Origin of the sequence: Propioniciclava soli (genome assembly GCF_014858005.1) — a bacterium.
GTDB classification, from domain to species: domain Bacteria; phylum Actinomycetota; class Actinomycetes; order Propionibacteriales; family Propionibacteriaceae; genus Propioniciclava; species Propioniciclava soli.
This window is the reverse complement of sequence record NZ_JACYOT010000011.1, coordinates 145,265-158,877: the sequence shown is the minus strand read 5'-3', so window position 1 is coordinate 158,877 and position 13,613 is coordinate 145,265. Positions and strand designations below refer to the sequence as shown.

The 13,613-nt window shown below is 71.5% G+C and carries 14 protein-coding genes; 12 read left to right on the top strand and 2 right to left on the bottom strand.

Features of this window, described 5'->3' with window-relative positions; translation table 11 throughout:
- The first annotated feature begins 100 nt into the window (after positions 1-100).
- From IFY26_RS12530 to IFY26_RS12510, 5 genes are all read left to right on the top strand, one after another.
- Positions 101-1,468: an L-serine ammonia-lyase gene (locus IFY26_RS12530; protein ID WP_232549340.1), complete on the top strand. Its 1,368-nt coding sequence runs from the start codon at positions 101-103 to the stop codon at positions 1,466-1,468.
- A gap of 401 nt (positions 1,469-1,869) precedes the next feature.
- Positions 1,870-2,262 (top strand): DUF1304 domain-containing protein, encoded by a 393-nt coding sequence (locus IFY26_RS12525; protein ID WP_232549339.1) that lies wholly within the window; start codon positions 1,870-1,872, stop codon positions 2,260-2,262.
- Positions 2,263-2,465: 203 nt separating this feature from the next.
- Positions 2,466-4,763 carry a beta-glucosidase gene (locus IFY26_RS12520; RefSeq protein ID WP_232549338.1) on the top strand — a complete coding sequence of 766 codons (2,298 nt, stop codon included), beginning with the start codon at positions 2,466-2,468 and terminating at the stop codon, positions 4,761-4,763.
- Positions 4,764-4,766: 3 nt separating this feature from the next.
- Positions 4,767-5,753 carry an acetylxylan esterase gene (locus tag IFY26_RS12515; protein WP_232549337.1) on the top strand — a complete coding sequence of 329 codons (987 nt, stop codon included), beginning with the start codon at positions 4,767-4,769 and terminating at the stop codon, positions 5,751-5,753.
- Between the two features lie 26 nt (positions 5,754-5,779).
- A complete protein-coding gene (locus IFY26_RS12510) occupies positions 5,780-6,154 on the top strand; it encodes a nuclear transport factor 2 family protein (protein WP_232549336.1) in 375 nt (124 codons plus the stop codon).
- Here IFY26_RS12510 and IFY26_RS18255 read toward each other — a convergent pair.
- Together IFY26_RS18255 and IFY26_RS12500 are read right to left on the bottom strand one after the other, a co-directional pair.
- Positions 6,141-7,232: a ketopantoate reductase family protein gene (locus IFY26_RS18255; protein ID WP_232549335.1), complete on the bottom strand. Its 1,092-nt coding sequence runs from the start codon at positions 7,230-7,232 to the stop codon at positions 6,141-6,143. The genes IFY26_RS12510 and IFY26_RS18255 overlap by 14 nt on opposite strands.
- A gap of 9 nt (positions 7,233-7,241) precedes the next feature.
- The gene (locus tag IFY26_RS12500) at positions 7,242-8,240 is read right to left on the bottom strand and encodes a zinc-dependent alcohol dehydrogenase (RefSeq protein ID WP_232549334.1); all 999 of its coding nucleotides are present in this window, start codon (positions 8,238-8,240) and stop codon (positions 7,242-7,244) included.
- A 337-nt stretch (positions 8,241-8,577) separates the two neighbouring features.
- On the opposite strand from IFY26_RS12500, the gene IFY26_RS12495 reads away from it, so the two are divergent.
- The 7 genes from IFY26_RS12495 to IFY26_RS12465 are packed head-to-tail and all read left to right on the top strand — an operon-like array spanning position 8,578 to position 13,592.
- Complete coding sequence (locus IFY26_RS12495; protein ID WP_232549333.1) at positions 8,578-8,880, top strand: urease subunit gamma; 303 nt, start codon at positions 8,578-8,580, stop codon at positions 8,878-8,880.
- Between the two features lie 12 nt (positions 8,881-8,892).
- Positions 8,893-9,201 carry an urease subunit beta gene (locus IFY26_RS12490; protein ID WP_232549332.1) on the top strand — a complete coding sequence of 103 codons (309 nt, stop codon included), beginning with the start codon at positions 8,893-8,895 and terminating at the stop codon, positions 9,199-9,201.
- Positions 9,202-9,228: 27 nt separating this feature from the next.
- Positions 9,229-10,941 (top strand): urease subunit alpha, encoded by a 1,713-nt coding sequence (ureC, locus tag IFY26_RS12485; RefSeq protein WP_232549331.1) that lies wholly within the window; start codon positions 9,229-9,231, stop codon positions 10,939-10,941.
- 7 nt (positions 10,942-10,948) lie between these two features.
- Entirely contained in the window at positions 10,949-11,434 is a 486-nt protein-coding gene (locus IFY26_RS12480) for an urease accessory protein UreE (protein WP_232549330.1), read from the top strand.
- Positions 11,415-12,137, top strand: coding sequence for an urease accessory protein UreF (locus IFY26_RS12475; RefSeq protein WP_232549329.1), 723 nt, complete (start codon positions 11,415-11,417; stop codon positions 12,135-12,137). Before IFY26_RS12480 ends, IFY26_RS12475 begins: the two co-directional genes overlap by 20 nt.
- 13 nt (positions 12,138-12,150) lie before the next feature.
- Complete coding sequence (gene ureG, locus IFY26_RS12470) at positions 12,151-12,774, top strand: urease accessory protein UreG (protein ID WP_232549328.1); 624 nt, start codon at positions 12,151-12,153, stop codon at positions 12,772-12,774.
- Positions 12,771-13,592, top strand: coding sequence for an urease accessory protein UreD (locus IFY26_RS12465; protein ID WP_232549327.1), 822 nt, complete (start codon positions 12,771-12,773; stop codon positions 13,590-13,592). The genes ureG and IFY26_RS12465 overlap by 4 nt, the downstream gene beginning before the upstream one ends.
- The last annotated feature ends 21 nt before the right edge of the window (positions 13,593-13,613 follow it).

Below are 13,613 nucleotides of genomic sequence, written 5' to 3'. Positions count from 1 at the left end.
CTCCCAGGACCGTGCGGGATCGACCGAGGTCGGGGGCCGGGCCCGACCCCGGTGGCGGGGCGATGCTTCGCGGGTCGGAGCAGCCGCTAGGGTCGGCCCCATGGCGCTCAGCGTGTTCGACCTGTTCTCGGTGGGGATCGGCCCGTCCTCGTCCCACACCGTCGGGCCGATGCGGGCGGCGTCGCTGTTCTGCGCCGAGCTCGGCGACGCGCTCACGCGCACCGCGCGCGTCCGCTGCGCGCTGTACGGCTCGCTGGGCGCGACCGGCCGGGGGCACGGCACCGACCGGGCGGTCGTGCTGGGGCTGCTGGGCGAGGCACCCGAGACCGTCGACCCGCGTGCGGCGACGGTCGAGGTGGACGCCGTCGCCTCCCGCCGCGAGCTGCTGCTGGCCGGACGCCAGCGCATCGCCTTCGACCCCGCCACCGATCTCGTGCTCGACGGCTCGGTCGAGCTGCCCGCCCACCCCAACGGCATGGTGCTGAGCGCGTGGGACGCGGCCGGTGATCTCCTCGCCGAGCGAAGCTACTACTCGGTCGGTGGCGGCTTCGTCGTCGAGGGGGACGCCGCGGCGTCCGACCCGGTGGTGCCCGACGTGACCGAGGTGCCCCACCCATACCACACGAGTGCGGATCTGATGGCGATCTGTCACGAGACCGGGCTGTCGATCGCCAAGGTCGCGATGGAGAACGAGTTGGTGTGGCGCTCGCGCGACGAGGTTCGGGCCGGGCTGCTCCACATTTGGGACGTGATGGAGGGCTGCATCGCCGCCGGCATCGAGACCGAGGGACGCCTGCCCGGCGGCCTGCGCGTCCTGCGGCGCGCGCCGGCGCTGCACACCAAGCTCATCGGCGAGGCGTCCTCGGACGACCCGCTGCGGGCCATGGACTGGATCGCTCTGTACGCCCTGGCCGTGAACGAGGAGAACGCGGCGGGCGGACGGGTGGTGACGGCCCCCACCAACGGGGCGGCCGGCATCATCCCCGCCGTCCTGAAGTACTACACGACGTTCGTGCCCGGCGCGGACGACACCGGCGTCGTCCGGTTTCTGCTCACCGCCGCCGCGATCGGCATGATCTTCAAGAACACGGCCTCCATCTCGGGGGCCGAGGTGGGTTGCCAGGGCGAGGTCGGCTCGGCCTGCTCGATGGCCGCGGCCGGCCTGGCCGCCGTGCTCGGCGGCACCCCCGAGCAGGTCGAGAACGCCGCCGAGATCGGCATGGAGCACAACCTGGGCCTGACCTGCGACCCCGTGGGCGGCCTCGTGCAGATCCCCTGCATCGAACGCAACGCCATCGCGGCGGTCAAGGCCGTCGCCGCCGCCCGGACGGCCCTGCGCGGCGACGGAAGCCACATCGTCAGCCTCGACACCGTCATCACCACCATGCGCGACACGGGGCGGGACATGCAGAGCAAGTACAAGGAGACCGCCCTCGGCGGGCTGGCCGTGAACGTGATCGAGTGCTGACACACCTCGCCGGTGGGGCTGGTGCTCGCTCCGCTCGCGCAAACAACACAGACACACCTCGCCGGTGGGGCTGGTGCTCGCTCCGCTCGCGCAAACAACACAGACACACCTCGCCGGTGGGGCTGGTGCTCGCTCCGCTCGCGCAAACAACACAGACACACCTCGCCGGTGGGGCTGGTGCTCGCTCCGCTCGCCACTGACCAAGGACACACCTCGCCGGTGGGGCTGGTGCTCACTCCGGCATGCGAAACGGGGCCTGCTGACCATCCCCCCGGGCCAGCAAGCCCCGCCTCAACCAACGTTAGGCAGGGCCCCCCGGATTCGCTATCCCCCGGGGAGGTGACTTTGCCGAATCCCGCTGCTCCGGCGCCGTCCGGCGTCCGGCCACAACCCCAGCCCTAGTGTGGACGCATGCTCATCACCGGCCTCGTCCTCGCCACCCTGGCGGCCCTGCTCCACGGCTACATCTTCGCGCTGGAATCGTTCGCCTGGGCTCGCCCGCAGCGCAGCGGACGTTCGGGCACACGGCGCAGGAGGCGGAGCGAACCCGATTCATGGCGTTCAACCAGGGCTTCTACAACCTCTTCCTCGCCCTCTTGGCGGTGGGGGGCGTCGCCGTCGGCCTCGCGGGGGCAACCACCGTCGGGCTCACGCTCGTGTTCGCCGGCGTGGGCTCGATGCTCGCGGCAGCTCTCGTAGTGGGCATCAGCTCTCCGCCGCACCGATCCGCGGCCCTCAAGCAGGGAGCCCTGCCGCTCCTCGCACTGATTGCTCTCACGATCCATCTGCTCTGACACCGCCCCGCTGCCGAGATCAGATCTATCTGCCGCGTCCCAGCGCAACCCCTCCGAACGAACGTCGCCCCCGATGCCACAGACGCCCTCAGTCCGACCTCAGCCTGGGTCACCTGGTCCCCGTCGATGTGACCCCGGCCCGAGCCGCGCCCTACCCTGGCCGGGAACCCCGAATGTTTCGGAATGCAGCGAGGATGGTGCACATGTTCCCTTGGTCAGATGCCACACGGCCCGTCGACGAGCGCGTCGAGGCGCTGCTCGACGCGATGAGCCTGGCCGAGCAGATCGGTCAACTCGGGGCCTTCTGGCCCCGACCCAAGTCCAACGGCGCCGGCCTGAACGACGTGGCCCCCATGGAGTCGGCGATGTCGAGCGGGGAGTTCGAGGAGGTGTCGGCCGACGGGCTGGGCCACCTCACGCGCGTCTTCGGCAGCGCCCCGATCGACCCCGAGACGGGGGTGGCCACGCTGGCGCGCTTCCAGCAGCAGGTGCAGCAGCGCTCCCGGTTCGGCATCCCCGCCATCGCGCACGAGGAGTGCCTGACCGGCTTCACCGCCTACGGGGCCACGGTCTATCCGGCGGCCATCGCCTGGGGCGCCACGTTCGATCCGGAGCTCGTCGGCGAGATGGCCCACGCGATCGGCTCCGACATGGCGGCCCTCGGCGTCCACCAAGGCCTGTCCCCGCTCCTGGACGTCGTGCGCGACTACCGCTGGGGCCGCGTCGAGGAGACCATCGGCGAGGACCCCTTCCTGGTGGGCACGCTCGGCACGGCGTACGTCCGCGGCCTGCAGGACGCCGGCGTCCAGGCGACGCTCAAGCACTTCGTGGGCTATTCCGCCGCGCGGGCCGGCCGCAATCACGCCCCCGTCACCATCGGTACCCGCGAACTCGAGGACGTCCTGCTCCCGCCCTTCGAGATGGCCGTCCGGGAGGGCGAGGTGGCGTCGGTGATGAACTCCTACTCCGACGTGGACGGCGTGCCCGCCGGGGCCAGCCGGCACCTGCTCACCGAGGTGCTGCGGGAGCGCTGGGGCTTCACCGGCACCGTGGTGTCCGACTATTGGTCGATCAGCTTCCTGGAGTCCATGCACCACGTGGCCGACGATCTCACCGAGGCGGGTGCCCTCAGCCTCAACGCGGGCCTGGACATCGAGCTGCCCGAGACCGGCGCCTATGCCCACCTCGCCGAGGCGGTCGAGCGGGGTCTGGTGAGCGAGGGCGTCATCCGCGAGGCGGCACGGCGCATCCTGCGCCAGAAGGTGCAGCTCGGCCTGCTCGACGAGGGGTGGGACGCCGCGGCCGCCGGCCGTGCCGTCCACCTCGACTCCGAGCGCAACCGCGAGATCGCCCGCCGGATGGCGGAGCAGAGCGTCGTGCTGTGCGCCAACGACGCCGGCGTGCTGCCCCTCCGGGCCGACTCGATCGCCCTGCTGGGCCCGATCAGCGAGAACCCGCTCACGTTCATGGGCTGCTACTCCTTCCCCAACCACGTGCTGCCCCGCTACCCCGAGCTCGCGAGCGGCCTGCCGCTGACGAGCCTCGCGGACGCCGTGCGCGCCGAGTTCCCCGACACCCGGGTGGACGTGGTGGCCGGCGTGGACATCCTCGACCCCGACACCTCCGGCATCGAGGGGGCCGTCGCGGCGGCACGCGACGCGGCGGTGGCCGTGGTGGCCGTGGGTGACCTGGCCGGCATGTTCGGCGGCGGCACCTCCGGCGAGGGCTGCGACTCGGTGGATCTGCGGCTGCCCGGCGCCCAGGCCGACCTCGTGCGGGCGGTGCTCGACACCGGGACGCCCACGGTGCTGCTGGTCGTCTCGGGGCGGCCCTACTCGCTGGGCGAGTTCGGCGACAGGGCGGCCGCGGTGGTGCAGGCGTTCATGCCGGGCGCCGAGGGCGGCGCAGCGCTGGCCGGCGTCCTCTCCGGGCGGGTCAACCCGAGTGGCAAGCTGCCGGTCGGCGTCCCCGATCATCCCGGCGGCCAGCCGGGCACCTACATCGCGGCGCCGTTGGCGTGGTTCACCGACGGGGTGTCCAACCTCGACCCGCGCCCGCTCTACCCCTTCGGCCACGGCCTGTCGTACACGACGTTCGCGGTGTCCGACCTGGCGCTGACGGCCGACGAGGTGCCCACCGACGGCACGCTCACCGCGACGGTGCGCCTCACCAACACCGGTGAGCGCGCCGGCGCGGAGGTCGTCCAGTTCTACCTGTCCGACGTGACGGCCCAAGTGGTGCGCCCGATCAAGCTGCTCGCGGCGTTCCGCAAGGTGCACCTGGAGCCGGGGGCGTCCGCCACGCTCCGCGTGGACTTCTCCACCGACCTGATGAGCTTCACGGGGGTCGATCTGACGCGCGTGGTCGAGCCGGGCGCGATGAAGCTCTCGGTGGGCACGTCGAGTGAGAACCTGCCGCTGGTGGCCGACTTCCGGCTCACCGGTGGCCTGCGCGTGGTGGGCGAGGGCCGCACCCTCAGCCCGACCGTCACGGTGGAGTGAGCCATGGCGTTCTTCGACCTCTCGCCGGACGCGCTGGCGTCCTACGCACCACCGCTGGACGAGCCGGCCGACTTCGACGCCTTCTGGGCGCGCACCTTTGCCGAGCACGGTTCGGGGGACGTGGACCTGCGCGTCGAGCCGGTGGCCACGTTCATGACCCTGGTGGACACCTACGACATCAGCTGGCGCGGCTGGAACGGTGAGCGCGTCAAGGGCTGGCTGCTGCTGCCGGCGGGGGCGTCCGGGCCGCTGCCTGCGGTGGTGCAGTACACCGGCTACTCCATCGGACGAGGCATGCCGTTCGACAAGCTCATCTACGTCGCCGGCGGGTATGCACACTTCGTGATCGACGCCCGCGGGCAGGGGTGGGCCACGCCGGCGTCCCACCCCGGCACGGACGACACGGGCACGCGGATGGCCGGTGCCGCGCGCGGGCTGATGACCGAGGGCGTCCTGGCGCCGGAGACGTACTACTACCGGCGGCTGTTCGTCGACGTCGTGCGCCTCGTGGAGGCGGCGGGAACGCACCCCGCGGTCGACCCCGCCCGCATCGCCGTCGCCGGCGGCAGCCAGGGCGGGGCGATGGCGCTGGCCGCCGCAGGGCTGGCGTCCCACCGCGGTGTGGAGGTGGCGGCGTGTTCGGCGGAGGTGCCGTTCCTGTGCCACTTCACCCGCGCGATCGGCCTCACGGACGCCTACCCGTACAAGGAGGTCGCCGACTACCTGGCCGTCCACCCCCAGCACCGCGGGCAGGTCATGGACACGCTGTCGTACTTCGACGGCATGTCGACGGCCGCGCGCGCGAGTGCCCCGGCCCTGTTCTCGGCAGGCCTGATGGACGCGATCACCCCACCCTCGACCGTGTTCGCCGCGTACCACCACTACGCCGGGGCCAAGGAGATCGAGGTGTACCCGTTCAACGGCCACGAAGGCGGCCGCGGCCACCAGGTGGAGCGCATCATGGCGTGGTTGGCGCGGGTGCTGCGCTGAGATCGTTGCCGTCGTACCGTGGCCGCATGACCGATGTCGACGCCGAGCGCGCGATCCGCGCGAACTGGCAGGCCCAGCTCACTGGCATGGACGCCGCCGACACCGAACTGCTGGCGGCCCAGTTCACCCCGGAGGCCACCCTGCGCCACATGACTGGGCACGTGCAGGCCCTCGACGACTGGATGGACGGCATTCGCGCCGGCACGTTCGTCTATCACGAGGTGTTGCCCCGCACCGTCGACGTGACGGTGGACGGCGAGCGGGCGTGGCTCACCGGGCGCATCCTCACTGGCCACCGGGCCGACGGCCGCGGTCAGACGTGGCGTCTGGAACTCGACCAGGACTTCAGCAACGTCGACGGCCGCTGGCTCTGCACGGCGTCCCGCGTCACGACTTGGTAGAGCGACGCCTCCTGCACCCGTCCTTCAAGGCAGCTCCGCTCAGTTCGGCAGCCCCGCTCGGTTTCGGCAGCCCCGCGCGGAGGGCGTCCGGGCTGAGATCACCGGGCCGGACGTCGTCGGCTGCGGCCCGGCGTCCCCACCGAGCCAGCGCCGCGTTGACCGGCGCCTCGCTACCGATCTGATGGGCAAGAGCCACGATCTCACCGTTGAGGAAGTCGGTCTCGACGTTGCCCCGCCCCTTGGTGAGCGACTGCCAAGTGGACCCGCCGAGCTCGTCGGGGGCGCCCGCGACATCGGCTGAGCGCGGCCCGGACGCCCGCGCCGCGGCCTCGGTCGCGTCGTCGACCATGACGATGCCCGCGTCCTCGAAAACCTGACGCGCCTCCTGCCGGGCCGCCTCGACCACGTCGTCGGCGTCCTGGCTGCCGAGCAGCGCCTGCACCACGTTGCCGAGGTTGCTGATGAGCTTGCGGTACTTCCACGGCATCACGTCGGAGGGCAGCGGCACGTCGAGCCGGGCGCTTTCCCAGTCGGCGCGCAGCCGGTTCAGGAGCGCGGAGTCGGCGTCGTCGGTGAGGGTGGCGGGCACCCGGGAGCAGTGCAGCACGGCCGAGGTGGGCGTGAAGCGCGCCACCACAACACCCGGCTCCAGGTTGGCCGTGGGCGCCCACACGCACACCCCGTACACACGACGGAACCAGCGCAGCGCCATCGTCTCCGCGGCGACGCCGTTGGTGGAGAGCACCGCGGGCAGCGTCTCGCCGGCCGTGGCCAGTGCTCCGTCGGGCCCGGTCACCGGCACGTCGGCCCAGCTCGCCAGGGCCTCGGCCACGTGCTGGGTCTTGGTCGCGAAGACGAGGACGTCATCGGGGCGCAGGTCCGCGTCCGACGGGTCGAGCCAAACGGGCGCGCGGAGCGTCTCGGTTCCTTCGGGCGTCATGAGGGTGAGGCCGCGGTCTCGGAGCGCCCGGCCGTGCTCCCCGCGCGCCACCCAGGCGGTGTCGATTCCGGCCTGCGCGAGGCGTCCGCCGATCATTCCGCCGACAGCGCCGGCACCGACGATCACGTAGCGAGTCACGCCGCCACCCTACGAGGCGCCACCCGACGAACTGGGCGTGATGACGACCTTCAACCCCTCGCGCCGCGTGGCCCGCTCGAACGCCTCGTCGGAGGCGTCCAGTCCGAAGGTGTGGCTGACGACGGCCTTCAGGTTGACGTGGCCGCGCTCGACCAGGGTGACCGCGCGCTCGTAGACCTCCGGCATCCGGCGGACGACCGCGATCGTCAGCCCCTTGCGGCGTGCCAGGGATGCGGGGAACGTCGTCTCGTCGGCGTCGGGGATGCCCACGAGCACCACCCGGCCGCCGCGCCGCGCCACCGTCATGGCCTCGCGCACCGGGTCAGGATTGCCGCACACCTCGAACACGACGTCGAAGTCGTCACCAGGCAGGTCATCGGAGTCGTGCACGGCGTCCGCGCCGCAGGCCAGCGCCGCCTCGCGGCGGTGTTCCAGCGGTTCGACGCCGGCGACGTGGCTGGCGAGGCCGTTCTTCGCGAGCTGGATGAGCAGCAGCCCGATGGGGCCGCAGCCCACGACGGCCACGCGATCGCCGAGGCGCACGTGGCCGAGATCCCAGGCGTGGATGGCGACGCCGAGCGGTTCGAGGACGGCGGCGTCCACGGCGTCCATGCCCGGGGGCAGGGGCACCAGGCGATCGGTGGGCCAGCTGATGACCTCGGCGAGGCCGCCGTCGGTGTCGCTGTGCCCGGCGAACTTGATGCGCTCGCACAGGTTGGTCCAGCCCTCGTGGCAGCGGGGGCAGTCGAAGCACGGAATCGCAGGATCGACGGCCACGACCTGCCCCTTGAGGGGTCCGGTCAGCGCGGTGCCGCCGATCTCGTGGCCGGGGATCGCCGGCTGGTCGAGCCCGGCGTCCCCGATGTGGCCGTCGACGTACCAGTGCAGATCCGACCCGCACAACCCGACGGCGCCCACGGCGACGAGCGTGCGGCCGGGCTCCTCCGCGGGTGTCGGCTCCTCGACGATGCGGAGGTCCCGGGCGGCGTGCAGCCTGGCTGCCTTCATGGCGTCATCCCCTTCGACTTCGTTGTGCCCCGAGCCTAGGCGATGGCCGCCGCTCGTGGCGCGTCCAGACTGCGGCCGACACGCACACTTCTGGTTCAAACTCCGCTACCGGAGGCGGAGTTTGAGCACAGAACTGGAGTTTGAGCCCCAACCCGGGGGGCGAGCACGGCGGGCCGGCCCCGTCACCCATGACCACCCGCCGTGTAAGAGCCGTGTTACACCCCGTGGACGCCCCACGTGGCGCCCCCCGACTCGCCTACCGTGTCCACGCAGGGACGCCCCCGCCCGCCGACGGACGAGGACGCCGCGCACCACCGATCCGAACCGGGAGCCCACCATGCACCTCGAACCACGCGAGCAGGAGAAGCTGCTCATCGTCGTGGCCGGAGATCTCGCGCGCCGCCGCCGCGAGCGCGGCCTGAAGCTGAACCACCCCGAGGCGGTGGCGCTCATCACCGCCGAACTCCTCGAGGCCGCCCGCGACGGACGCACCGTCGCCGACCTCATGTCCTTCGGCACCACACTGCTCACCCGCGATGACGTGATGGTCGGCGTCCCGGAGATGATCCATGCCGTGCAGGTTGAGGCCACGTTCCCCGACGGCACGAAGCTCGTCACCGTGCACGAACCGATCCGCTGACAGGAGACCCCCATGATCCCCGGCGAGTACCATCTGGCCGACGAGCCCATCGTCATCAACGCCGACCGCCCGACCATCGAGGTCGAGGTCACCAACACCGGCGACCGACCCGTCCAGGTCGGCTCCCACTACCACTTCGACGAGGTCAACCCGGCGCTCGACTTCGACCGGGACGCCGCCCACGGCTTCCGCCTCGACATCCCCGCCGGCACCGCCGCGCGTTTCGAGCCGGGTGACGCGCGCACCGTCCAGCTCGTCGCCCTCGGCGGCCGCCGCGCCGTCTACGGCCTCGCGAACCGCACCGACGGCCCCCTCGACTGACCCGACGATTCCCCAGGAGCCACGCACATGAGCCGCGAACTGAGCCGCCGCGAGTACAGCGACCTCTACGGACCGACGACCGGCGACGCCGTCCGCCTGGCCGACACCGACCTCCACGCCCGCGTCGAGAAGGACCTCACCCACTACGGCGACGAGGTGGTCTTCGGTGGCGGCAAGGTGATCCGCGACGGCATGGGCCAGAACGGACGCCTCACCCGCGACGAGGGCGTCGTCGACACGGTCATCACCAACGCCCTCATCATCGACCACTCCGGCATCATCAAGGCCGACATCGGCCTGAAGGACGGCCGCATCGTCGGCATCGGCAAGGCCGGCAATCCGGACACCCAGGACGGCGTCGACATCATCGTCGGCACCGCCACCGAGGCGATCGCCGGTGAGGGCCGCATCGTCACCGCGGGGGCCATCGATTCCCACATCCACTTCATCTCGCCGACGCAGATCGGCACCGCGCTGGCGTCCGGCGTCACCACCATGCTGGGTGGCGGCACCGGCCCGGCCGAAGGCACCAACGCCACCACGATCACTCCCGGCGCCTGGCACCTGGCGCGCATGCTCCGCGCCGTCGAGCAGTTCCCGATGAACATCGGCCTCCTCGGCAAGGGACACGCGTCCGCGACGAACCCGCTGGCCGAGCAGATCGCCGCCGGTGCCATCGGCCTGAAGATCCATGAGGACTGGGGCACGACGCGCGCCTGCATCGACACCTCGCTGCGCGTTGCGGACGAGTTCGACATCCAGGTCGCGATCCACACCGACACGCTCAACGAGTGCGGCTTCGTCGAGGACACGATCAAGGCCATCGACGGCCGCGTCATCCACACCTTCCACACCGAGGGTGCCGGCGGCGGCCACGCCCCCGACATCATGCGCATGGCCGGGCTGGCGAACGTGCTCCCCAGCTCGACCAACCCGACGCTGCCGTTCACCCGGAACACCGCCGAGGAACACCTCGACATGCTCATGGTGTGCCACCACCTCAACCCCAACATCCCCGAGGACGTGGCGTTCGCGGACTCCCGCATCCGCCCCGAAACCATCGCCGCGGAGGATGTGCTGCACGACCTCGGCATCTTCTCCATGACGTCATCGGACTCCCAGGCCATGGGACGCGTCGGCGAGACCGTCATCCGCACGTGGCAGATGGCCGACCACATGAAGAAGACCCGCGGCGCGCTGCCCGGCGACAGCGAATTCGACGACAACACGCGCATCAAGCGCTACGTCGCCAAGTACACGATCAACCCGGCCGTCACCCACGGCATCGCCGACGAGGTCGGCTCGGTCGAGGTCGGCAAGTGGGCCGACCTCGTGCTGTGGGAGCCGGCGTTCTTCGGCGTGAAGCCCAGCGTGATCCTCAAGGGCGGCCAGATCGCCCACGCCGTCATGGGGGACGCCAACGCCTCCATCCCCACGCCGGAGCCGACGCTCATGCGCGACATGTTCGGGGCGTACGGCTCGGCCGTGCACGACAGCTCGTTCACGTTCGTCAGTCAAGCAGCGGCGGACGCCGGCGTCCCTGAGCAACTCGGCCTCCACAAGCGGATCCACGCCGTCTCGGGCGTCCGCACCCTCACCAAGGCTGCCATGGTGCACAACGACGCCACGCCCACCATCGAGGTTGACCCCCAGACCTACCAGGTGCGCGTGGACGGCGAGCTCATCGAGTCCGTCCCGGCCCAGGAACTCGCGCTCGCCCAGCGCTACTTCCTCTTCTGAGGACGCCGTGATCGTCACCGAGATCGTCGGCAATCTCGCCGACCTGTCCGAGGCCGAGCGGGCGATGCTTCACGTGGAACACGTGGAGCTCGCCTCGGCCGATCTCACCAAGCGCATCCAGCGCGTCCGCACCGATCACGGCCGCGAGCTGGGCCTGCGTCTGGACGCCGCCACCGACCTCCGCGACGGGGACATCCTGCTGCGGGAAGAGCACAACGTCGTCACCGTCGCCGTGGCCTCCCAGCAGGTCATCGTCATCGCCCCCCGCGACGTCGTCGAGGCGCTGCGCGTGGCTCACGGCCTCGGCAATCGCCACCTGCCCGCGCAATTCTTCACCCACCTGAGCGTCGAGGGCCTCGACACCGCACAAGGAGTCATGGTGGTGGCCGACGACCACACGGTCGCTGCGTTCTGCGACCACGCCGGGACGCCGTATGCCCGCGTCGAGCGCGTGATGGAGGTGCCGTTCCGACATGCAGAGCACACCCACTGACGCGTCCCACGCGCCCAGCGACGCACTCCCCGCGTACCTGCTGCCCCTGCTGCAATTCGCCGATTCCGCGCTCCCGACCGGCGCCTTCAGCCACTCCTTCGGCCTGGAGACCTACGTCAGCGAGGGCGTCGTGACCGACACCGACACCTGCGCCGCCTGGCTCGACGCCTACGTCCGCGAGCAGTTGACGCCCACCGACGCCCTGGCCGCCCACCTGGTGATGACGGCGCCGGACCTCACCACCATTTGGCGCGTCGACGATCTGCTCCGCGCCCAGGCGCTCCCCCGGCAGGTGCGCGAGGCGTCCGCCCACCTCGGACGCCGCACCGTCGCGATCGCCGCCGCCAACCACCCGTCCCCCTGGTTGTGCGCCTACGCCGAGCGCATCGAGGCCGGCCTGGCCGCCGGCCATCCGGCCGTCGCGACCGCGCTGGTCGGCCGCGGGTTGGGAGCGCCGGCGTCCACCGTCGTGGCCCTGGTGCTGCACGCGGCGGTCACGTCGCTGACGCAGAACGCCGTCCGTGCGATCCCGCTGGGCGCGGACGCCGGCCAGCGCATCCTCGCCCACGTCCAACCCCGAATCGCGGAGGCCGTCGCCACCGCCGCCACGCTGCCGATCGAGGCGCTCGGCGCGGTCGCGCCCGGCCTGGAGATCGCCCAGATGCGGCACGAACGCCAACGCGCCCGCATGTTCATGAGCTGAAAGGAAGAGCCAGATGCCCACCTCCCGAGGACCCGTGCGCGTCGGCGTCGGCGGCCCCGTCGGCGCCGGCAAGACCGCCCTCATCGAGCGGATCGCCGCCGCGATGGCCGACGAGATCTCGATGGCCGCCGTCACCAACGACATCTACACGATCGAGGACGCCAAGATCCTCGCCGCCACGGGCGTGCTGCCGGTCGACCGCATCGTCGGCCTCGAGACGGGCGGCTGCCCCCACACGGCGATCCGCGAGGACACCTCGATGAACGAGACCGCCATCGCCGACCTCGTGGCCCGCCACCCCGACCTCGAGCTGGTGTTCGTCGAATCCGGCGGCGACAACCTGTCGGCCACCTTCTCCCCCGAGCTCGTCGATTTCTCCATCTACATCATCGACGTCGCGCAGGGCGAGAAGATCCCGCGCAAGGCGGGGCAGGGCATGATCCGCTCCGACCTGTTCGTCATCAACAAGACCGACCTCGCCCCCCATGTGGGCGCCGACCTTGCGGTGATGGAGGCCGATTCGAAGGTCTTTCGCGGCGCGCGTCCGTTCTGTTTCACCAACCTACGCACCGACGAGGGGCTCGACGGCGTCCTGACCTGGCTGCGCCACGACGTGCTGCTGCTCGATCTCGCATGACGGCGGCGCCCGTCCTCCCTCCGCCGACCCTGACCGGCCAGATCAGCCTGCGCGCCGAGAGGCGGGGTGACCGGACCGTGGTGACCGGCCAGCGCCACGACGGGTCGCTGCGCGTGCTGCGGCCGCTCTACCTCGAACCTGAGGGTCAGGTCACGGCCGTGGTGGTGAACCCCGGCGGCGGGTATCTCGGTGGCGACGCCTACGAACAGCGCTTCGAGGTGGGCGCGGGGGCGTCCGCCCTGGTCACGACCCAGTCGGCCACGCGGATCTATCGGACGCCGCACGCCCGAGCCACCCAGCACACCGAGGTGGTGCTGGACGCCGGCGCCCGCCTCGAACTCGTGCCCGACCAGGTCATCGCCTACGCCGACGCCCGCTACGACCAGAGCTGCCGCGTGGAGATGACCGCCGACGCCACGTTCGTCGCCACCGAGGTGGTGACACCCGGCTGGTCCCCCGACGGCCGGCCGTTCCGCTACGAGCACGTCCGCAGCCGCACCGAGGTGGTGGTGGCCGGGCGATTGACCGCGCTCGACAACCTCGTGCTCGCCCCGCACGACGGGGTCATCGGCGCGCTGGAGGGCTTCAGCCACGTCGGCACGCTGCTCGCCGTGGCCCCCAGCCTCGACCAGGCCCGCGTGGACGCCGTCGCCGCCCTGCTCGCCGACGCCGACGGCGTCCGGTGGGGGGTCTCGCGCCTGGGTTGCCCGGGCCTGAGCGTCCGCCTGCTCGGGCGCGACACCGACACCGTGACGAGATGGCTCACCGCGGTGCTGACCCTGCTGCGCGGCACGCCGCCGACGCTCCGCAAGTACTGATTCCCTCGGCTTGCCGCCGCC